This window comes from Thermomonospora echinospora (assembly GCF_900108175.1).
Classification (GTDB): Bacteria; Actinomycetota; Actinomycetes; order Streptosporangiales; family Streptosporangiaceae; genus Thermomonospora; species Thermomonospora echinospora.
This window is the reverse complement of the sequence record NZ_FNVO01000038.1, coordinates 1-20,554: the sequence shown is the minus strand read 5'-3', so window position 1 is coordinate 20,554 and position 20,554 is coordinate 1. Positions and strand designations below refer to the sequence as shown.

The window sequence follows — 20,554 nt, the reverse complement described above, 5'->3', positions numbered from 1 at the left end:
CGACCCCCACCTGCACGCAAGCCGATGAGAAAGGAGACCTGCCTATGACGCAAGACGCATCACAGCCCACGAACGGGCACCAGGGGACCACCCCGGACCGGGCGTACCCGGTGAGACGAGGGGACCGGATCGACTACCGGTTCACTGACGGACTGCTGACCGAGGTGGCCGACGTGTTGGCCGCACGCGGTTACCCGACGATCGATCCGAACGGCGGCGACCATGAGGAACTGGCCTTCGCACTGTGGAACTTCATCTACGGGAGGCCGACCAGGTGAGGCCCTCGGCAACCTCGGTCGCATCGGGGACGTCACCCGTACCGGTGATGTCCCCGGTGGTGGCCGACATGATCGCCCGTGTCGCGGACCCCCACGCCTGGCAGAAGTGGGCGCGTCAGGTCGAGCACGCCGGGCACTGCGTGCGGCCGGTCCGCATCTACGGACGCGCCTTCGCGGTCGATACCGCAACCGGAGAGATCCGGGCCACGTACTCAAGCGCGGAGGAACCTGACGGCAGTCTGCTCGTGGCCTGTAAGGACCGGCGCGCGGCGGTGTGCCTGGCCTGCTCGCGGATCTACCGGGCCGACACCTGGCACCTGGTCGCCGCTGGGCTGCGGGGCCGGCGGCCGACCGACGAAGCTCTACGGGAGCAGGACGGTACGGCCGTACCCGCCTCGGTGGCCGACCATCCGGCGGTGTTCGCGACGTTCACCGCGCCGTCCTTCGGGCCGGTGCACCGCATCACGCCGGAGGGGCGGAGGTGCCGACTGCGCCGCGCACGGCCGACGTGCCCGCATGGGACGCGCCTGTGGTGCCCGGATGCCCACGGCCCTGATGATCCGCACGTCGGCACACCGCTGTGTTACGAGTGCTACGACTACCCGGGCCATGTGCTGTGGCACGCGGTGATGCCGGAACTATGGCGGCGTACCGTCATCTACCTGTACCAAGAGCTTGCCCGGCTCGCCTCCCGGAGGACCGGGCGACCGATGGGCGTGCGGACGGTCCGGCGGCGGCTGCGGGTCTCCTACGTCAAGGTGACCGAATGGCAGCGACGGGCGGCGATTCACCTGCACGCGGTGATACGGCTCGACGGCATCAATGCTGATGATCCGGCGGCGATCGTGCCTCCTCCTTCATGGGCCGACGTGGGCCTGTTGGAAGAGGCGATCCGGGATGCGGCGGCACGCATGTCGCTACCGCTGCCCGCCGTCGATCACCACAGGCGTACGGCGGTGTGGGGTAAGCAGCTCGATATCACCACCGTGAACGCGCCGGAACGGGCTGCGGCCTACGTGGCCAAGTACGCCACCAAGACCGCCGGGGACATCCTTCCGCATCTACCGGTGACCCGCTTCGAGGCGTCGGATCTGGCGAGGCTGCGACGGCGGGGCCTGTCTCCGCATGTGTCCCTCCTCGCCTCGACCTGCTTCCTGCTGGACCAGCGGCCCGAATGCGCTGACCTGCGGCTGGCCAGGCACGCACACACCCTGGGGTTCGCCGGCCACTTCGCCACCAAGTCACGCCGCTACTCCACCACCCTGACCGCGCTTCGGATCGCCCGCCGCAACTGGCGGACCCGGACCGGGGGAGGCGCGGCGGCAGACCCGTGGAGCCACCGCAACGACACGACCGTCATGGTCGGAGACTGGCGCATGGTCGGGCTCGGATACCTCCGCCCCGGGGATGTCGAGCTGGCCGCGACGCTGGCGCGTGAGCACCGGGAGGCACGCGAACATGCCCGCGAGACCGCCGGCCACCAAGAGGACGGCGGCCGATGACGCGGACGCCCGGAACGGCAACGCAGAAACTTCGGGGCGCGTCGGGTCCCGACGAGCTATGGACGGTCGAAGACCTGTCGGGATTCCTCAAGAAGCCCACGTCATGGGTGTACGAGAACTATCGAGAGCTGTTCCCCTACTACCGGATGGGGCAAGCGGTACGGTTCGACCCCGAAGAAATAAGGGCCGTTCTCCGGCAGCGATATCGGTTCGAGAAATAGCTTGATGTCTGCGGGGCCTGCGACGCGATGCGTAGGCCCCGTATGCAGTGACGCATCAAGAAGTGTGCGCCGCTTTGCGGCTCCAAGGGCTTGGCGCCTGGATCAACCATAGGCAGGCCGTGAGCTGGTCGTACGTCCGCAACCGGCCCGGGTGGGTGGGTGGGCCGCCCGCTTGGCCGTCAACATTTTCGCCGAGGATGAATCTGCCTATTGTGGCCATTGTCGGGAGCCTCATGCTCTCATTTTTGCGGGCGAATCGGCATATTGTTGTGTCAACAGGCGTCAACAGGAAGGTGGGTGATCGTGGCTGCTCAAGAATGGCGTGCAGGGGAGATGCGTGACGGTGTCCGTAAGGTCCTCAACAAGCGGGAATCCAAGCGGCTGGGCAAGGATGTGTACTCCTGGAAGGTGCCGTACCGGGACGCGAACGGAAAACAGTCCTCGGAGACGTTCGGGACGCTCAAGGAAGCTAAGGCGTTCCGGGACAAGACCCGTTCGCGGCGAAACGAGGGGGTGATCATCGACGTAAAGGCGGGTGCGGTGTCGGTGGCCGGCTACGCGGCTGAGTGGCTGAAAACCGCAGAGGTCAAGCGGCCCAGCACGTACAAGAACTATGACCAGTACGTGCGCCTGCACATCGTCCCGGCGCTGGGGGGCCGTCGACTCCGGGCCGTGACCCGGGCTGAGGTGCAGGACTTCGTCAACGGGCTGGTCGGTAAGGGCCTCTCACCCCGTACGGTACGGAACATCTACATGGCGCTTGCCTCGATGTTCCGCAGCGCGCATGCGATCGACGGGCGAATCCCCTCCTCGCCGTGCGTGCGCATCACCCTTCCGGAGGTGCCTGACAATGAGGTCCAGGTGCTCACCGTGTCGCAAGTGCGGGCGCTCGCCGCGTCGATGCCGCAGCGGTACGCGGTGGCCGTTCTGCTGTCGGTCGGCACCGGACTGCGCATCTCGGAGGTCTGCGGGCTGACCTGGGATCGGGTCGACCTGGAAACAGGCATGCTCAAGGTCGATCGGCAGATGACCGAGAAGGGATGTCGCCTCGCTCCTCCCAAGACCCGGTACTCCAGGCGGGCCGTACCGATCCCTGAGACGGTCGTAGCGGCGCTGCGGGAACACCGCGAGAGCTTCCCCCCGGTGGCGCAAGACGTCTCGCACGTGGACGGATCGACCGTGCGTGATGCCGAACTCCTCTTCACCCGGCCCAAGGGCGGGCCGCTCACGAGCTACGGACTGCGAGAGGCGTTCTACCTCGCTCGGGCTCGGGCGGGCATACCTGAGACCGTGGTGTTCCACGCGCTGCGGCACACGTACGCCTCTCTCCAGATCGCGGCCGGGACCTCGTTGCCGGCGCTGCGGGATCGAATGGGCCACAGCTCGATCATGATCACTGCGGACACGTACGGGCACCTGTACCCCGAAGAGGACGACCGGACCCGGTCCGCCATAGATGACGCCTTCGCCGCTGACGGTGACCCGGACGACAGGGCCGCAGTCGTCCCTGCAAAGCTCTGACCAGCACAAACGCGGAGCGATGACATCATGATGACGCGATACCGGCGAACCGGTCACGCTCAATGCTGTGACCTGCGGCGATACACGCTTTCCCGCGTCATCACCTGACTTTCACTACCTAGATCTCTGACTGATCTGGGCTTTCCGCTCATCGTGGTGACGGCACCGGCGGTCGCGTCCCACGGCGGCGTGACCTGCCCCGAAATCCAGATGTGGCGGCGGGGCTGGGCATGGTTCGATGGGCGCGTGAGCGCGGGATCCATGGTCGAGGCATCCGAGTTGCAGGCCAGGCTGGAACAGAACCTGGCCGAGCACTCCTGCCATCTGCACCGGCACATGGCGGGCGCCACCGTCATCGCGACGGACGATCTGCTGATCGCCGACAGCGGCACCGGCGACGACACCTTCAACATGGTCGCGGCGGCACGGTTCGCCCCCGACACCGCCCCGGCGCGGGTTGCCGAGACCGTCGAACGCCTGGCCGCCACCGGCAGGCCCTTCTCCTGGTGGGTGGGGCCCGCCTCCACGCCTGCGGACCTCGGTGCGCTTCTGGCCGCCGCGGGACTCCCCGAGGCCGGTGACGAGAACGGCATGTGGCGGGACCTGACCGAGGGGACCCTGCCCCGGCCGCAGGACACCGGCCTGGTCATCCGCCGGGTCACCACACCCGCCCAGCTCGCCGACTATGCCGCGGTCCTCGCCGCGAACTGGGACCCGCCCGCCGCCACCGTGCGCCGGTTCTACGCCGATGCCGCCGAGCTGGCCCTGGCCCCCGGCTGCCCCGCCCGTTACCTCGTCGGCTACATCGGCGAACGTCCCGTCTGCACCGCCGAAGTCTTCCTCCATGCGGGCGTCGCCGGGATCTATAACGTCTCGACCCTGGCCACCGACCGCCGCCGCGGTCACGGCACCGCCATCACCCTGGCCGCCCTGCATCTGGCCCACGACGAGGGCCACCCCATCGTGGTCCTGCAGGCGTCCCCCGAAGGGGAACCCCTCTACCGGAGTCTGGGATTCGCTGCCTGCGGCCGATTCACCGAATACGCCATCACGTCCTGAGCGGCTGCCTCAACCGCTTGGTGCAAGGCGTCGGCATTTCCGGGCTCCGCTGGTTGAGGTCGAGCCCAGGGCGTTTCTGTCCATCCCGGTGACGGGGCGATGACACGCAGGTGGCCGTGTCAGCGCGCGTCCCCGGAACCTCCCTCGGACCCGGAGCGCTTTACCTCATCACCACGGCATGCCGCAGCAGCCGGCAGGTATGAATCCCGCCATCAACCATTAAAGCTCGTAGTTCCATTTTTGGTGATTACATGATTTTTCGTCCGGGGCTCTGCGGATACAGTGGCTACTGGAGGCTAATGGGTGCTATGACTTATCTTGAGCGGTCGGCCGGCTCGATCGTCTTCGCGTGTACCGCCTCCGCCATGTTCGATGAACACTACTTTCCGGACGGGAATTCTTTCCGGATCGATCGCCTCGACCCCACTGGACTCCACTTCGGTTTCGGCCATCACACCTGTTTGGAGCGTCGTGTGGCGGGCGTGGTGATACCGGAAGTCGTCCGGCGAGTCCTCTTGCGCCCAGAGGTTTCGCTGCTTCCTCCGCCGGACGGGAGTATCGACTTCCAGGGCGGGCCGTTCCCCGAACGATTCACCATTTCCTTGAGTGCGAGTACTTGAGAATACCGGGGGCTCGATGAACACCGGGAGAAGTAAGGTCAACGACGGCTGGAACAACCGGATAGAATTCTACCTGACGACACACTTCGAGCCTGTCTGGCGGTTGGTCCAGCGCATTCCGGTGCTGCGGCGCAAGGTCAACAGGGCTCTCATCAACCGAGCCATTTCAAAGACCCCGCCGCGGCCGAACCCGCTCAGTACGATGGCCTCGTACACGTCCTGGCGCTCGCTCACGGACCGCACATTCGACGGCCGGCACCTCCCGCCCGTACCGGATGGCGACGGAAGTCGTCCGGACCTCGGGAGGACCACCGATCTCTTCCTGCGCCGTGGCGACGGCCTCCAGTGCCCGAAGTCCACGGTTCTCTTCGCCAACTTCGCCCAGTGGTTCACTGACGGGTTCTTGCGCAGTGACCGTTCGCTTCCTCGAGACCCGAGGAAGAACACGTCGAATCACGAAATCGACCTGAGCCAGCTCTACGGCCTGAACCGCGAGGTGACCAAGCTGCTCCGTGCCGGGGAGGGCGGCCTCCTGAAGAGCCAGGTCATCGACGGCGAGGAGTTCCCCCCTTACCTTTGCCGGGACGGGGTCGTCAAACCCGAGTTCCAAGGCCTGTCGGTCATAGGCTTCGACGAGCTGTCGGATGCGCAGAAGAACCAGCTCTTCGCGATGGGCGGCGATCGAGGCAACTCCCAGGTCGGCTACTCGATGATGAACGTCCTGTTCCTTCGCGAGCACAACCGTGTCGCGAGGCTGCTGGCGAGAGACCACCCCGAGTGGGACGACGACAGGATCTTCGAAACCGCCCGGGACATCCTGATCGTGATGCTGATCAGGATCGTGGTGGAAGATTACATCCGGCATATCGCGCCGTATCATTTCAAGTTCTTCCTCGATCCGTCGGCCTTCCCCAACGAGCGGTGGTACCGGCAGAACTGGATGGCGATCGAGTTCAACCTCCTCTATCGCTGGCATAGCCTGGTGCCCTCGACGCTGCAGGTCGGCGAGGAGAGCATGCCCATCGCCGCGACCGTCTTCAACAACGAGGTCCTGGTCCGGCACGGGCTCGGTGCGCTCTTCGAGAGCTCCTCCCGCCAGGCCGCCTGCCGAATAGGGCTGTTCAACACCGACCCGTACCTCGAAGAAGTCGAAAGAGCAAGCATCGTTCAGGCCCGTGAGGTCCACCTGGCGCCGTACAACGACTATCGGGAGATCTTCAGCTTTCCCCGGGTGACCGACTTCGACCAGATCTCCGGAGACCCGACCGTGCAGCGCGCCCTGCGCGAACTCTATGGAAGCGTGGACAAGGTCGAACTGTACGTCGGCCTCTTCGCGGAGGACCTGCGGCCCGACTCCGCGCTGCCCGCACTGATGGCACGGATGGTGGGAGTCGACGCCCTGTCGCAGGCGCTGACCAATCCGCTCCTCGCCCCGCGCATCTTCACCGAGCAGACCTTCACACCGCTGGGTATGCGCCTGATCCGGCAGACGCGCAGCCTGTCGGATGTCCTGAACCGCAATCTGCCGGACGGCTCGCGACGATACGACGTGCGCATGACGCGCCGGGACTGGCGCCGCGGGGCCCCCGGACCCGGGAACGTGCCCATCAGAGAACCCGCTCCGGTCATGTGAGGCGAGAGGCGTGAAGGCCGGTTGCCTCGGGCGCCGGACGTGGTCATCGTGCCGGAACGGGAAGCTCGGTCACAGGACGTCACGGACCTTGGCGGCCATGGCGTCGCCTTAGGAGCGGGACGCGGTGGGGGCCGGTGGGGTCCGTAGGAGCATGCGGGCGGGTAGGGCGGTTGACAGGAGGCATAGGGCGGATACGGCGGTTGCGATGGTCAGGGTGGTGGAGAGGGGGATGTGGGGGGTGCCGCCGGTGATGCCACGGGCGAACGGGATGAGGGTGATGGTGAGGATGGCGCCTCCGATCAGGAGGCCGGTGGCGGTGACCAGGAGCGCCTCCCAGCGGACCATGGCCCGTACCTGGCGGCGGGTGGCACCGGCGAGGCGGAGCAGGGCGATCTCGCGGTTGCGGTCCAGGATCGTCATCACCAGGGTGTTGGCGGCGGCGATCGCGGCGAAGCCGCCGAGCACGGCGGCCATCACCAGGTTGACCCAGGCGTTGAGCTCCATGTTCTCGTCGGTCTGGGCGGCGAATCCGGCCTTGTCGGTGACGGTGAGGCCCGGTACGCCGACCTCCCGGCGCAGGGCGTCCCGCACCGTCTCCTGCCGGGCTCCCGGCGCGTTCCGTACCAGCACCTGGGCGTCGAAGGCGGAGGTGACGTGCCCGGCCAGCGTCTCGCGGGGCAGCACCACCTGACCCAGGCCGAGGCCGTGCCGGTAGAGGGCCACGACGGTGGGCCTGATCTTGGTCCCGTCGGCCAGCCACAGGTCGATCCGGCTGCCGACGGTGGCGTCGGCGGACTCGGCCACGAGATGGTCCAGGGCCACCGTCGTCCCTCCAGCGGACAGCGCCGCCAGGTCGCCCTTCACCATCCCGAGGTCGAGCACCTTCGGCCACGCCGTGGCCTGGCCGCTCAGCCCGATCGCGGACGCCTCCGTCATGTAGTCGCCGGTGCGGATGAGCACCCCCGAGCGGAGCACGCCCACCGCCACGTCCACGCCCCGCAAACGGGCGGCGCGTTCGGAAGCGTCGGCGGAAAGGCCGGCTCCGGGAGCGGTCAGCACGTGGTCGGCGACCACGCCCCGGCGGGCCTGGCTGAGGGTGGCGTGCGCGAGCGTGCTCTGTACGAAGAGCAGGGTGCCGGTGAACGCCACGGTCAGCACGATCGGGGTGATCGCGGAGGCGAGACGGCGGGAGCCGGCCAGGGAGTTGTAGGCGGCCAACCGGCCAGGTGCCCCGGCCGCGCGGAGCACGACGCCCAGCACCAGCGCCGATAGCCAGGCGATGCCCGGACCCAGCAGCGCCACGGCGCACATGAACAGCCCCACCACGCCGAGCGCGGACTCGGCGGCCTGCTCCCCGGCGGCGGTGGCGGCGACCCGGGCCAGGACCACGCCGCCGCCGAGGGCGGCCAGCCCGAGTGCCGTGCGGATGATGCCCGGCCGGGTCCGTTCGACCGCCGCCTCGCCCATCGCCCGGCTCGGCCGGGCCTTGGCGGGACGGCGGGCCGCGAGCCAGCCGCCGGCCAGGGACGCCGCCAGGAGGGCGGCGACCGAGGTGAGGACGGGTATCCAGCCGACCGACATCCGCAGGTCTTCCGGTAGCGCGCCTCGGTCGCGCAGCTCACCGAACCACCAGGAGGCCAGTGCGATCCCGGGCAGCGCCCCGGCGGCCCCGGCGAGCGGGGCCACGATCATCGACTCGGCGGCGACCGTGCGCCGGATCTGGCGCGGGGTGGCGCCGACGGCCCGCAGCATGGCGATCTCACGGCCGCGCTGGGCGATGGCGAGGGCGACCGTGCCGAGGACGACGAAGACGGCGACCAGGGTGGTGATGCCGCCGAAGGAGCCGCCGAGACCGCTGAGGACCTCCTTGGCGTCGGCCAGCTCCGGGTGCTCGATGAGACTGCGGTCGTTGCCGGTGTGGACCTTGGCGCCGTCGCCCACGGCGGTCCGGACCTCCCGTGCGAGCCGGTCGGCCGGGACGCCCGGCTCAGGGAACACCGCGATGGCGTCGGCCTGCCCCGGCCGTCCGGACAAGGCGGCGGCGTCCGCGTCGGAGAACCACACGGTGGCCTGCTCGCCGGTCAGCCCCACGAGGCGGTAGTCGCGTGTGCCCTGGGCGGTGGTGAGCGTGACCACGCCGCCCAGCCCGAGCCGCGCCGTACGCGCGGTGGCCGCGTCGAGGGCGACCTCACCGTCAGCGGGCGCCCGTCCCCCGGCCAGGGGGTCACGGCCGTAGGAGGTGACCTGGACGGCCGACCATGGGCGCCCGGTCAGCGGCACCGTGCCGGCCTGCACGGGGAACGCCTGGTCGGGCACGGCGGCGGCGACCCCGGGACGTTCGGCGATCCGCGGGGCCAGCGCGGCCGGGACCGGGGCCGTGCCGGGCAGCGGTTCGGACACCTGCTCGGTCTCCGGCCCGTACCGGACCGTCATCGTGGCGTGCTGGTCGACGGTGACCACCACCGGCGCCGCCGCGTACCGGGTGGGCGGCAGCTCGGCGGTGACACCGTTCTGCAGCAGGGTGCCGCAGGCCGTCACGACGATCGAGGCGAACAGCAGCGCGACGAAGGTCCCGGCGAAGGAGGCCGGCCGGGCGCGCACCGACGCCCGCGCGAGCCCGTTCGGGCGCGGCAGTCTCATGACACGGCGCCCGCGGACGGCGCCAGGGCGACCATCCGGTCGGCGACCGCGGCCGGTGTCGGCCCGTCCAACTGCCCGGCCAGCAGCCCGTCCGCCAGGAACAGCACCCGATGCGCGTACGAGGCGGCCACCGGGTCATGGGTGACCATGACGACGGTCGCGCCGAACTCGTCCACGGTGCCGCGCAGCAGCGCGAGGACCTCGCCGGCCGTCCGGCTGTCCAGCGCCCCGGTGGGCTCGTCCGCGAAGATCACCTCGGGCTCGGTGACCAGGGCGCGGGCGAGGGCCACCCGCTGCTGCTGGCCGCCCGACAGCTCCGCCGGCCGCCGCCTCTCGTACTCGCCCAGCCCCACCCGGGCCAGCAGTTCGGCGGCGCGCCGCCGGTCCGGCCGCAGCCCGGCCAGCCGCCGGGGCAGCAGGACGTTCTGCAGCACGGTCAGCGAGGGCAGCAGGTTGAACGACTGGAAGACGAAGCCGACACGGCTGCGGCGCAGCTCGGTCAGTCGGTTCTCGCCCAGCCCGGTGATCTCCTCGCCGCCGAGCCACACGGTCCCGGCGGTGGGCCGGTCGAGCCCGGCGGCGCACTGCAGGAAGGTGCTCTTGCCGGACCCGGACGGCCCCATGACCGCGGTGAAGGTGCCCCGCGCGAACCGTACGTCGACGCCGCGCAGCGCGTGCACCGCCGACCCGCCGCGCCCGTACGTGCGCCGGACGCCCCGCAGTTCGACCGCGCAGTCACCCGGAGGCGGCGGCGCGGAGGCGGATCTGAACATGGGGCGGAGTCCTTTCCGACGGAACACGAGGGAGATGCGGCGCCAGAGGCCGCGACCGCCTCCGAAACTACGAATCCCCGGCGCCCGCGGACATGGGGGCAGCGGGCTTCTCCGGGTGGGGGTACCACCAGCACCGATCGGCATGACGGGGACGGCGCGGCCATCGTTAGGCTGAGCGCCATGAAGAAGTGGGAGTACGCGACCGTTCCGCTGCTGGTGCACGCCACCAAGCAGATCCTCGACAACTGGGGCCAGGACGGGTGGGAGCTCGTCACCGTGATCCCCGGCCCGAACCCGGAGAACCTGGTGGCCTACTTCAAGCGGGAGCTCCAGTGAGCACACCCGAGGAGCGGATCGCCGAACTCGGCCTGGAACTGCCCGACGTGGTGGCGCCGCTGGCGTCCTACGTGCCGGCCGTCCGTACCGGCTCGCTGGTCTACACCTCGGGGCAGGTGCCGATCGTCAAGGGCGAGGTGGCGGTGACCGGCAAGGTGGGCGCCGAGGTCACCGTCGAGGAGGCCGTCCAGGCCGCCCGGATATGCGCACTCAACGCGGTCGCCGCGCTGAAGGCCGAGGTCGGCGAGCTGTCGCGGGTGGTGCGCATCGTCAAGGTGGTGGGCTTCGTGGCCAGCGCGCCGAGCTTCACCGACCAGCCGCTGGTCATCAACGGGGCCAGCGACCTGCTGGGCGAGATCTTCGGCGACGTGGGCCGGCACGCCCGCAGCGCGGTCGGTGTGGCGGCGCTGCCGCGCGATGTGCCCGTCGAGGTCGAGCTGATCGCCGAGGTCGCGGGCTGACGCGACGGAGCTTGACAGAATGACGTTCGGTGTGTCCGAATGGGCCGCCATGAGGATCGAACGTTCGGCGGGCGGCTCATGAGCATGATCAAGGGCCTGAAGCTGCCCGCCGAGATGCGGGAACGGCTGGAGGACATGCGGGCGGGACGGATCGATCCCGTGCCCGTCCGCGACGCCGCCACCGTCGTGGTGCTGCGCGATCACCCCGAGCACGGGCTGCAGGCGTTCATGCTGCGCCGGGTGGCCTCGATGGCCTTCGCGCCGGGCGCCTACGTCTTCCCCGGCGGGTCGGTCGACCCGCGCGACGGGGAGGCGTCCATCGGCTGGGCGGGACCGTCCCCCCGCGCCTGGGGCGAGGCGTTCGGCGCGGACGAGACCGTCGCCCGCGAACTGGTGTGCGCCGCCGTCCGGGAGACCTTCGAGGAGACCCTGGTGCTGCTGGCCGGGCCGACCCCCGGCTCGGTGGTGGACGACACCCGCGGTGACGCCTGGGAGGCCGACCGGCAGGCGCTGCTGGACCGCTCGCAGTCGCTCGCGCAGTTCCTCGACCGGCGCGGGCTGGTGCTGCGCGCCGACCTGCTGCGCCCCTGGGCGCATTGGATCACCCCGGAGGTCGAGACCAGGCGCTACGACACCCGGTTCTTCGTCGCCGCGATCCCCGAGGGGCAGCGCGCCGGCGACGTCAGCACCGAGGCCGACCGGGTCGCCTGGGTGCGCCCGGCCGACGCCGTCGAACGGGCGCGGCGAGGCGAGTGGTTCCTGCTGCCGCCCACCCTGGCGACGCTGGCGGAACTGGCCGACTACGCCACGGTCGCCGACGTGCTGGCCGCCGAACGCACGATCGTCCCGCACGCCCCGCAGGCGAAGATCATCGACGGGGAGGCGTACCTGGTCGTCCCCGAGGACGCCGCCGAGCACTACCCCACCCTCTGACCGGGAGCCGGACCCCGCACCGTGCGGACGAACCGGGACCCCGCGCTGTGCGGACGAACCGGAAGGCGATCAGACTGGGAGCGTGCGGCCGCCCCCGTCGCCGCGACGGGGCACCGGAGCCGCCCGAAACGGAGGCCGACCGAGCTGTGAGCCGGATACCGCCCGCCTCGCTGTTCCGGCGGGGCGGCCTGTTCGGGCAGGGGGTGCCCAGGGCGATCGCCTGGCGCCTGGCCGGGACGTCGGTCCTGCGCCATCTCGGCGCGCTGACCGGAGAGAGGATGGCGTGGATGCACGAGATCGACGGCATGGGCACCGAACGGGCGACCTGCGTGCTGGCCCCCAACCCGTCCGCCATGACGCTGGACGGCACCAACACCTGGGTGGTGGCCGAGCCGGACGCCGCCGAGGTGGTGGTGATCGACCCCGGCCCCAAGGACCTCAAGCACCTGCGCCGGGTGGCCCGCAAGATCGAGGAGTCCGGCCGCCGGGTCGGCCTGATCGTGCTCACCCACGGGCACCCCGACCACGCGGCGGGCGCCGGGAAGTTCGCCGAGCTGACCGGCACCCGGCAGGTGCGGGCGCTGGACCCCCGGCACCGGCTGGGCGAGGAGGGGCTGACCGAAGGCCAGGTCATCACGGTCGGCGGGCTGGAACTGCACGTCATGGAGACCCCGGGGCACTCCCATGACTCGCTGACGTTCTGGCTGCCGGCCGACGGGGCGGTGCTCACCGGCGACACCGTGCTGGGCTACGGCACCACGGTCGTCGAGGGGAGGCTGGGCGACTACCTGGGCTCCCTGGAACGGCTGCGGCGGTTCTCCGAGGAGACCGGCGCTCAGGTGATCCTGCCGGGCCACGGTCCCAGCCTGGACGACCCGATCGGCGCCCTGGACGGCTACCTGACGCACCGCCGGCAGCGGCTGGCCCAGGTGGAGGCGGCCGTGGAGGCCGGCGCCCGCACCGCCCGCGAGGTGGTCGAACGGGTGTACGCCGACGTCGACCGGTCACTGTGGCCGGCCGCCGAATGGTCGGTCCAGGCGCAACTGGACTATCTCAAGGACGTCGGACGCCTGCCGTCCTGACCCGCCGCCGAGGCGGGCCGGAAGGTATCTGCTGCGCTGTGGTCGCCCGGCCTCCCCACCGCGGCGACCCCAGCCCCCGAAATCCCCCGAAACGAAAGCGGAACGGACGGTCAGCGCGAGCGCTTGCGCAGCCGCTCGATGTCCAGGATCACCACCGCGCGGGCCTCGATCCGCAGCCAGCCACGGGCGGCGAAGTCGGCCAGCGCCTTGTTGACGGTCTCCCGGGAGGCGCCGACCAGCTGGGCCAGCTCCTCCTGGGTCAGGTCGTGGTGGACGTGCAGGCCCACGTCGGACGGCTGGCCGAACCGCTCGGCCAGGTCCAGCAGCGCCTTGGCGACCCGCCCCGGCACGTCGGTGAACACCAGGTCGGCCATCACGTCGTTGGTCTTGCGCAGCCGCTGGGCCAGCGCGCGCAGCAACTGCACGGCCACCTCGGGGTGCCCGGTCAACCACGGCCGCAGGTCGTCATGCCCCAGCCCGGCCAGCCGGACCTCGGTGACCGCGATCGCGCTGGCCGTGCGCGGCCGCGGGTCGAACAGCGACAGCTCGCCGAACATCTCACTGGGACCGAGCACGCTGAGCAGGTTCTCACGCCCGTCCGGCGCGGTGCGGGTCAGTTTGATCTTGCCTTCCAGCACCACGTACAGCCGGTCACCGGTCTCCCCCTCGTTGAACAGGGTCTGGCCGCGTGCCAGCCGCACCTCGGTCACATTGGCGCGCAGCGCCTTGGCCCCCTGCTCGTCCAGTGCCTCGAAGAGCGGGGCCCTGCTCAGAACGTCCACGTCGCGGTCGGTCACGCTTCCTCCTAGAAACACCTACACCAACAGTGTGACGTACGTCCCACCGCGTACGTGAGGGTGGGGGCAATGTGGGGACGGAGGACCGGGCACACGGCATACGCTTTGCCCGTGCCTCGCAACGCCCCGGAATCGCGCCTCGCCCTGGTCCGCCGTGCCCGGCGGATGAACCGAGAGCTCGCCGCGCTGTATCCCGACGCCCACTGCGAGCTCGACTTCACGAACCCGCTGGAACTGCTGGTCGCAACCATCCTGTCTGCGCAGTGTACGGACAAGCGGGTCAACGCGGTCACACCGACCCTGTTCGCGCGCTACCGGACGGCCGAGGAGTACGCCTCCGCCGAACGCGAGGAACTGGAGAAGATCATCCAGTCCACCGGCTTCTTCCGAGCCAAGGCGAACAACATCATCAAGCTGGGCCAGCAGCTGTGCGAGCGGCATGGCGGCGAGGTGCCGGGCCGGCTGCAGGACCTGGTCAAGCTGGCCGGGGTGGGCCGCAAGACCGCCAACGTGGTGCTCGGCAACGCCTTCGGGGTGCCCGGGATCACGGTGGACACCCACTTCGGCCGGCTGGCCCGCCGGTTCGGCTGGACCACCGAGACCGACCCCGTCAAGGTCGAGCACGAGATCGGGGAGCTGATCCCACGCAAGGACTGGACGGTGCTGTCGCACCGGATGATCTGGCACGGCCGCCGGATCTGCCACGCCCGCCGTCCCGCCTGCGGGGTGTGCCCGCTGGCCCGGCTGTGCCCGTCGTTCGGGGAGGGGCCCACCGACGAGAAGGCCGCCGCCAAGCTCGTGCGGACCGGGCCGTTCTCATGACGGCTCGTGCCGGGAAGCAGGCAGACATTGATCAGGTTGGTACGGAAGTGACGTCATCTGCGAACCCCCCGCCCTGGCTCGACCGGTTCCTCACCGAAGCCCCCCGCATGACGGTGCCCTCGTACATGCGCCCGCCCGACGGCGCCCGCCCGGCCGCGGTGCTGATCCTGTTCGGTGAGGGTCCGCAGGGCCCCGACGTACTGTTGACGCAGCGGGCGGCGACGCTGAGCAAGCACGCCGGGCAGCCGGCGTTCCCCGGTGGGCGCATCGACCCCACCGACGACGGCCCGGTGGCGGCGGCGCTGCGCGAGGCCTACGAGGAGACCGGGCTGGAGCCGTCCGGCTGCGACGTCCTGACCACGCTGCCCGAGCTGTACCTGCTGCGCAGCAACTACCGCGTCACACCGGTCGTGGCCTGGTGGCGCGAGCCCTCCGAGGTCTCGCCCGGCCACCCCGGGGAGGTCGCCGCGGTCGCCCGGGTGCCGCTGGCGGAGCTGACCGACCCGGACAACCGGCTGAGCGTCCGGCATCCCTCCGGGTACGCCGGCCCGGCGTTCCGGGTGCGCGGGATGCTGGTGTGGGGCTTCACCGCCGGGCTGATGACCCAGATCCTCCGGCTCGGCGGCTGGGAGCGTCCCTGGGACCCCGACCGCACCGAGGACCTGCCCCCGGACGTCGTCGCACTGTCCGCCCGAGGCTGACCCCCGCCGTCCGTGTGTGACGCGCCCGGGGCGACGGTGTGTCTCGGATCGGTCACGCGCGTCACTCCCTGCGGTTATTGGGGTGCCGCCGGAACTGGTCCGTTGCGGGGACGTGAATCTCACGCCCAGCGCTATACGGTGAATTCGTGCTGGGCGACCACGTTCTTGATCTGATCCTGCTGGTGCTCGTGGTGCTGTTCGCCGTATCGGGGTACCGGCAGGGCTTCATCGTGAGCCTGCTGAGCTTCGTCGGCTTCGTCGGGGGCGGCGTGGTGGGGGTGCTGGTGGCCCCACCGATCGCCGAGGCGGTGGTCGACGGCACCGCCCAGCAGGCGCTGCTGGCGATCATCATCGCGTTCCTGGCCGCCACCCTGGGCCAACTCGCCGCCTCGTCCCTGGGCGCGATGCTGCGCAACCGGGTGACCGGCAACAACGCCCGCGCCGCCGACGCGGTGGGCGGCGCCCTGGTCAGCGCGCTGTCGCTGCTGGTCGTCGCCTGGTTCTTCGGCATCCTGCTGTCCGGCGCCAAGATCGAGTGGCTGCGCACCCAGGTCAACGCCTCCGCGGTGCTGGAGGGCGTGGACACGGTGATGCCCAAGCAGTCGCAGACCTGGTTCTCCTCGTTCCAGCAGTTCGTGGACAGCAGCGAGTTCCCGCGGGTGTTCTACGGCCTCGGCGGGGAGTCGGTGGTGGAGGTGCCGCCGCCGGACGAGAACGTGCGCAGCACCCCGCAGTTGCAGGCCGCCAAGCGCAGCATCTTCAAGATCGTGGGCACCGCGCCGGACTGCCAGCGCAAGATCGAGGGCACCGGCTTCGTGTACGCCCCCGAGCGGATCATGACCAACGCCCACGTGGTGGCCGGGGTCCGCGGCCAGGTCGACGTGATCTCCTGGGACGGCCAGCGGCGCGGCCGGGCCAGCGTGGTGCTGTACGACCCCAAGCGCGACGTCGCGGTGCTGCGCGTGCCCGGCTTCGACGCCCGGCCGCTGGATTTCGACGGCCCGGCCCGGACCCGCGACGACGCCATCGTGGCCGGCTTCCCCAAGGGCCACGGCTACACCGCCGACGCCGCCCGCATCCGCGCCCGCCAGGACGCCAAGGGCCCCGACATCTACCACTCCGGCGAGGTCACCCGCGAGGTCTACGCGATCCGCGGCAAGGTCGAGCCCGGCAACTCCGGCGGCCCGCTGCTGTCGCCGCAGGGCTCGGTCTACGGGGTGATCTTCGCCGCGGCGCTCGACAGCCCGTCCACCGGGTACGCGCTGACCGCCAAGGAGGTCGAGCCGGACGCCGAGATCGGCCGGACCGCCTCCGCCCCGGTCGACACCGGGGCCTGCTCGGACTGACGGCGCCCTCGGCCCGCGTAGGTTGGGCCCATGCGGGATCGGGACGAACTGGGCCGGGCGCGCAACGCCCGTCCGCGGGACGCCTACGGGCGCCCGCTGCCGCACGGCGCCCCCGGGGTGCCCACGATGCCCGACGACCTGGCGCCGACCCCCCAGGAGGCGCTGACCGAGGCCCAGCGGCTGCTCGACGCCGACCGCCCCTTTCACGCCCACGAGGTGCTGGAGGCGGCCTGGAAGTCGGCCCCCGAGGCCGAACGCGAGCTGTGGCGGGGCCTCGCCCAGGTGGCCGTGGGCCTCACCCACCTCCGGCGCGGCAACCCACGCGGCGCCCGCGCCCTGCTGACCCGCGCCGCCGACCGCCTCGACGCCTACGCGCCCGCCCCGCCCCACCGCATCGACGTCGCCGGAATCGCCGCCACCAGCCGCGAACTCGCCGAACGCAGCGACGACCCGGCCCTGGCCACCGCACCCTTCATGCTGCGGTTGCGCGTACCGCACTGACGCGGCCCCGCGGCCGCGGTAGCCGGGTCCGGCGGGTCGTGTTCAGTGGTCGGGGTCCTGGAGCCAGCCGAGGAAGGCTGCGTCGAAGTCTTCGGGGCGTTCCTGGTGGGGGAAGTGGCCGGCGCCCGTGATGAGCTCCCAGTGGTACGGGGCCGCCACGTACCGGCCCGACCCCTGGGCGCTGCCCGGGAGGGTGAAGGTGTCCAGGGCGCCGTGCAACTGGAGGGTGGGCACCTGGATCGGGGCACGCATGCGGCGGGCGTACCGGATGCCGTCCGGGCGGGCCAGCGAACGGATCAGCCAGCGGTGGTACTCCAGCGCCGAGTGCGCCACCCCCGGGATCTGGATCGCCTGCCGGATCCGCCGTTCGGTCACCTCGTCCGGCCAGTCCGGCCCGGACCACTCGTGCAGCATCCGGCCCACCAGGGCCGCGTCGTCGCGCACCAGCCGCCGTTCCGGCCACATCGGCACCTGGAACTCCAGCGAGTGCCGGCTCGCCCACGCCTGGCTGCGCAGCCCCGTCCGCACCGCCTGCCGCAACCGCAGCGGATGCGGGGCCGACACCGTGACCAGGCGCTGTACGACCTTGGGCCGGTAGACCGCCATCGTCCAGGCCAGCAGCCCGCCCCAGTCGTGCCCGACCACGGTGGCGTTGGCCTCGCCCAGCGCCCGCACCAGCCCGGCGGCGTCGCCCGCCAGCGTCACCAGGTCGTACCCGCGTGGCGGCTTGTCGCTGCCGCCGTACCCGCGCAGGTCCACCGCCGCCGCGCGGAAACCGGCGGCCGGCAGCGACACCAACTGGTGACGCCAGGACCACCAGAACTCGGGGAAGCCGTGCAGCAGCAGCACCAGCGGCCCCTCGCCCGCCTCCACGACGTGGAAGCGGGTGCCTCCAGCGCTGACCGCCCGGTGCGTCCAGGGGCCCTCGACCTCGACGACCGACTCGCCGCGCCCGGTCATGTCCCTCAGTCCGTCTGGGCGAGCGCGGGCCGGTCGGAGTCCTCGTGGTGGAACGCGCTCGGCAGGTCCCGTAGGGTCCGCCGGGTGCGCTTGGCCCCCCGAATCCGCTTGACCACCAGCACCCCGACCACCCCGAGCAGCACGGCGACCAGGACGTAGAGCGCGGCCACGAGGAAGAACGCCGCCCAGGGCCACACGCCGAGCTCGATGAACACGTACGCCAGACCCAGCCCGATGAAGATGATCACCGGTGCGAAGACGGCCAGCGCCACGAAGAACAGCCCGGAGCCGATCACCGCCTTCCTGGCGTCGACCTTGAGCTCCATCTTGGCCAGGCTGATCTCGGCTCTGATCAGCTTGGAGATGCCGCTCGACGCCTGGGCGACCAGCTCACCGAGAGACTTGTCCTCGAACCGCTCGCCCGGCTCTGCCTCCGTCATGTCCGCTCTCCTTCTCCCGGGGCACCGGTATCCCAGGGCACGCTGCATAGCCTGACAGCAGGGATCACCGTACTGCCACCCGGCGTTGCCATGCCGACGGTGTACGGTCCCCGGACTACCGACGGTATGGCGGCGTGCGTCGTTCCGGTCATTCGGCGGCGACGGCCGCGCGCTGCCGGACCCGGACGCGGAACACCACGGTGGCCAGGGCCGACGCGAACAGGCTGGCGACCAGGACCGCCGTGGTCACCCGCTCGGACTGCGCCGCGTCCGGGTAGGCCAGGCCGCCGATCAGCAGCGAGACGGTGAAGCCCACCCCGGCGAGCACGGCGGCCCCGGCGATGTCCCGCCAGTCCAGTTGGGAGCCCAACCGGGCCAGGCCCAGCCGGACGGCCAGCCACGCCCCGCCGAACACCCCCAGGAACTTGCCGACCAGCAGGCCGACGAACACTCCCAGCGCCACCCGGTCGGCCGCCGCGTCGCCGAGCGCGGACGGGCTCAGCGCCACCCCCGCCGAGGTGAACGCGAACAGCGGCACGCAGACCCCCGCCGACAACGGCCGCAGTACGTGGTCGGCCTGCTCGGCGCTGGTACGCCGTTCGTCGGAGGTCTCCCGGGGGCTGGTCAGCATGCCCAGGGCGACCCCGGCCACCGTGGCGTGGATCCCGCTGCGGTACACGCAGTACCAGGCCAGCAGCGCGATCGGCACGTACACCCAGGGAGAGCGGACCCCGCGCGCCTGAAGCACCCCGAACAGGGCGATCAGCGCGATCCCGGCCGACAGCCACAGCGGCGCCAGCCCGTGGGCGTAGAAGAGCGCGATGATGGTGATCGCGATCAGGTCGTCCACCACCGCCAGGGTCAGCAGGAACGCCCGCAGCGGCGCCGGACAGGACGGGAACGCCACCGCGAGCACGGCCAGCGCGAACGCGATGTCGGTGGCCGTGGGGATCGCCCAGCCGCTCAGTGCCCCGGCCTCGCCCGCGCTGACCGCCAGGAACAGCACCGCCGGCACGATGACGCCCGCGAACGCCGCGATGACCGGCAGCGCGGCGTTCCGGGGATTGCGCAGCTCCCCGTGGGTGAGCTCCTCCCGCAACTCCAGCCCGGCGATGTAGAAGAAGACCGCCAGCAGTCCGCCGGACGCCCAGTGCGCCACGTCCATCGACAGCCAGGACGGCCCGACCACCTGGTGGCGCAGGGACTCGTAGGCATCCCGCCAGGGGCTGTTCGCCCAGGCCAGCGCGGCGACCGTGGCGGCGAGCATGACGAACCCGCCGATGGTCTCCGTGCGCAGCGCCTCGGCGAGGTTGCGGCTGTAACGAACGGTGTGGTGAACAGGCCAGATCGCGGCGACAGGGCGCTGCACGGCACTCCCGGGCTGGTGGGCGGGCAAGAACACGAAGAAGCCCGCACCCGGATCACCGGGATCACATAACGGACATTCCCCTGCCGACCAGACTTCCCGGCACACCTGTCACGAGAATACCCGCCCTTTTCAGAGCCACACGCCCTGACTCCCCGCGACCGCACCCGCCGCATCCAGCCCTAACGGCCTACGGCCGCCCTGCCCACAGGGCCGGAACGCGCCCCAGACCCGGCTTCCCTCGTTCGTGCCGTGGGCTTGTTCGTGCCGTGGGCTTGTTCGTGCCGTGGGCTTGTTCGTGCCGTGGGCTTGTTCGTGCCGTGGGCTTGTTCGTGCCGTGGGCTCGTTCGTGCCGCGGGCTCGTTCGTGCCGCGGGCTCGTTCGTGCCGCGGGCTCGTTCGTGCCGCGGGCTCGTTCGTGCCGCGGGCTCGTTCGTGCCGCGGACCGGCGTCTTCGACGGGCCGGTCCGCGGCATGAACGGTTCGGGCCGGGGCCGCGGCGTCGCCTCGTACGGGTTCGACCGCAGGCCCCGGTGGGACGGTGGGACGGTGGGACGGGCGGG

At 70.9% G+C, this 20,554-nt stretch carries 21 protein-coding genes; 15 read left to right on the top strand and 6 right to left on the bottom strand.

Features of this window, described 5'->3' with window-relative positions:
• Positions 1-44 precede the first annotated feature (44 nt).
• The 7 genes from C4U03_RS37845 (at position 45) to C4U03_RS37815 (ending at position 6,834) form a co-directional block, all read left to right on the top strand.
• A complete protein-coding gene (locus tag C4U03_RS37845; protein ID WP_103944619.1) occupies positions 45-278 on the top strand; it encodes a hypothetical protein in 234 nt (77 codons plus the stop codon).
• 68 nt (positions 279-346) lie between these two features.
• Positions 347-1,780, top strand: a complete 1,434-nt coding sequence (locus C4U03_RS37840; RefSeq protein WP_146087680.1) for a replication initiator — start codon at positions 347-349, stop codon at positions 1,778-1,780.
• Positions 1,777-2,001: a DNA-binding protein gene (locus C4U03_RS37835; RefSeq protein ID WP_103944617.1), complete on the top strand. Its 225-nt coding sequence runs from the start codon at positions 1,777-1,779 to the stop codon at positions 1,999-2,001. Before C4U03_RS37840 ends, C4U03_RS37835 begins: the two co-directional genes overlap by 4 nt.
• 297 nt (positions 2,002-2,298) lie before the next feature.
• On the top strand, positions 2,299-3,522 hold the full coding sequence (locus C4U03_RS37830) for a tyrosine-type recombinase/integrase (protein ID WP_103944616.1): 1,224 nt from the start codon (positions 2,299-2,301) through the stop codon (positions 3,520-3,522).
• A gap of 246 nt (positions 3,523-3,768) precedes the next feature.
• Positions 3,769-4,581, top strand: a complete 813-nt coding sequence (locus C4U03_RS37825; protein WP_235018374.1) for a GNAT family N-acetyltransferase — start codon at positions 3,769-3,771, stop codon at positions 4,579-4,581.
• 308 nt (positions 4,582-4,889) lie between these two features.
• Positions 4,890-5,201 carry a cytochrome P450 family protein gene (locus tag C4U03_RS37820; protein ID WP_146087678.1) on the top strand — a complete coding sequence of 104 codons (312 nt, stop codon included), beginning with the start codon at positions 4,890-4,892 and terminating at the stop codon, positions 5,199-5,201.
• Between the two features lie 16 nt (positions 5,202-5,217).
• Complete coding sequence (locus C4U03_RS37815) at positions 5,218-6,834, top strand: peroxidase family protein (protein ID WP_103944613.1); 1,617 nt, start codon at positions 5,218-5,220, stop codon at positions 6,832-6,834.
• Positions 6,835-6,942: 108 nt separating this feature from the next.
• Here C4U03_RS37815 and C4U03_RS37810 read toward each other — a convergent pair whose 3' ends face one another.
• Positions 6,943-9,474: an FtsX-like permease family protein gene (locus tag C4U03_RS37810; RefSeq protein ID WP_103944612.1), complete on the bottom strand. Its 2,532-nt coding sequence runs from the start codon at positions 9,472-9,474 to the stop codon at positions 6,943-6,945.
• Positions 9,471-10,247 (bottom strand): ABC transporter ATP-binding protein, encoded by a 777-nt coding sequence (locus C4U03_RS37805; RefSeq protein ID WP_103944611.1) that lies wholly within the window; start codon positions 10,245-10,247, stop codon positions 9,471-9,473. The genes C4U03_RS37810 and C4U03_RS37805 overlap by 4 nt, the downstream gene beginning before the upstream one ends.
• Before the next feature lie 180 nt (positions 10,248-10,427).
• On the opposite strand from C4U03_RS37805, the gene C4U03_RS40215 reads away from it, so the two are divergent.
• From C4U03_RS40215 to C4U03_RS37790, 4 genes are all read left to right on the top strand, one after another.
• Positions 10,428-10,583, top strand: coding sequence for a DUF4177 domain-containing protein (locus C4U03_RS40215; RefSeq protein ID WP_116022650.1), 156 nt, complete (start codon positions 10,428-10,430; stop codon positions 10,581-10,583).
• The gene (locus C4U03_RS37800; protein WP_103944610.1) at positions 10,580-11,044 is read left to right on the top strand and encodes a RidA family protein; all 465 of its coding nucleotides are present in this window, start codon (positions 10,580-10,582) and stop codon (positions 11,042-11,044) included. The genes C4U03_RS40215 and C4U03_RS37800 overlap by 4 nt, the downstream gene beginning before the upstream one ends.
• Positions 11,045-11,122: 78 nt before the next feature.
• Positions 11,123-11,977, top strand: a complete 855-nt coding sequence (locus C4U03_RS37795) for an NUDIX hydrolase (protein ID WP_103944609.1) — start codon at positions 11,123-11,125, stop codon at positions 11,975-11,977.
• A gap of 278 nt (positions 11,978-12,255) precedes the next feature.
• Positions 12,256-13,059 (top strand): MBL fold metallo-hydrolase, encoded by an 804-nt coding sequence (locus C4U03_RS37790; RefSeq protein ID WP_103944641.1) that lies wholly within the window; start codon positions 12,256-12,258, stop codon positions 13,057-13,059.
• A gap of 110 nt (positions 13,060-13,169) precedes the next feature.
• On the opposite strand, the gene C4U03_RS37785 is transcribed toward C4U03_RS37790, so the two are convergent.
• Positions 13,170-13,856, bottom strand: coding sequence for a Crp/Fnr family transcriptional regulator (locus C4U03_RS37785; RefSeq protein WP_103944608.1), 687 nt, complete (start codon positions 13,854-13,856; stop codon positions 13,170-13,172).
• 165 nt (positions 13,857-14,021) lie between these two features.
• Here C4U03_RS37785 and nth point away from each other — a divergent pair, with 165 nt between their 5' ends.
• From nth to C4U03_RS37765, 4 genes are all read left to right on the top strand, one after another.
• Positions 14,022-14,678, top strand: a complete 657-nt coding sequence (gene nth / locus C4U03_RS37780; RefSeq protein ID WP_235018376.1) for an endonuclease III — start codon at positions 14,022-14,024, stop codon at positions 14,676-14,678.
• Between the two features lie 107 nt (positions 14,679-14,785).
• Positions 14,786-15,379: an NUDIX hydrolase gene (locus C4U03_RS37775; RefSeq protein ID WP_103944606.1), complete on the top strand. Its 594-nt coding sequence runs from the start codon at positions 14,786-14,788 to the stop codon at positions 15,377-15,379.
• A 146-nt stretch (positions 15,380-15,525) separates the two neighbouring features.
• Positions 15,526-16,725 carry a MarP family serine protease gene (locus tag C4U03_RS37770; protein ID WP_200827746.1) on the top strand — a complete coding sequence of 400 codons (1,200 nt, stop codon included), beginning with the start codon at positions 15,526-15,528 and terminating at the stop codon, positions 16,723-16,725.
• Positions 16,726-16,755: 30 nt separating this feature from the next.
• Positions 16,756-17,226 carry a DUF309 domain-containing protein gene (locus C4U03_RS37765; protein ID WP_103944605.1) on the top strand — a complete coding sequence of 157 codons (471 nt, stop codon included), beginning with the start codon at positions 16,756-16,758 and terminating at the stop codon, positions 17,224-17,226.
• Positions 17,227-17,268: 42 nt separating this feature from the next.
• Here C4U03_RS37765 and C4U03_RS37760 read toward each other — a convergent pair whose 3' ends face one another.
• The 3 genes from C4U03_RS37760 to nhaA form a co-directional block, all read right to left on the bottom strand.
• Entirely contained in the window at positions 17,269-18,186 is a 918-nt protein-coding gene (locus tag C4U03_RS37760; protein ID WP_103944604.1) for an alpha/beta fold hydrolase, read from the bottom strand.
• 5 nt (positions 18,187-18,191) lie between these two features.
• The gene (locus tag C4U03_RS37755) at positions 18,192-18,626 is read right to left on the bottom strand and encodes a phage holin family protein (protein ID WP_103944603.1); all 435 of its coding nucleotides are present in this window, start codon (positions 18,624-18,626) and stop codon (positions 18,192-18,194) included.
• Between the two features lie 148 nt (positions 18,627-18,774).
• A complete protein-coding gene (gene nhaA / locus C4U03_RS37750; protein ID WP_103944602.1) occupies positions 18,775-19,995 on the bottom strand; it encodes a Na+/H+ antiporter NhaA in 1,221 nt (406 codons plus the stop codon).
• Positions 19,996-20,554 lie beyond the last annotated feature (559 nt).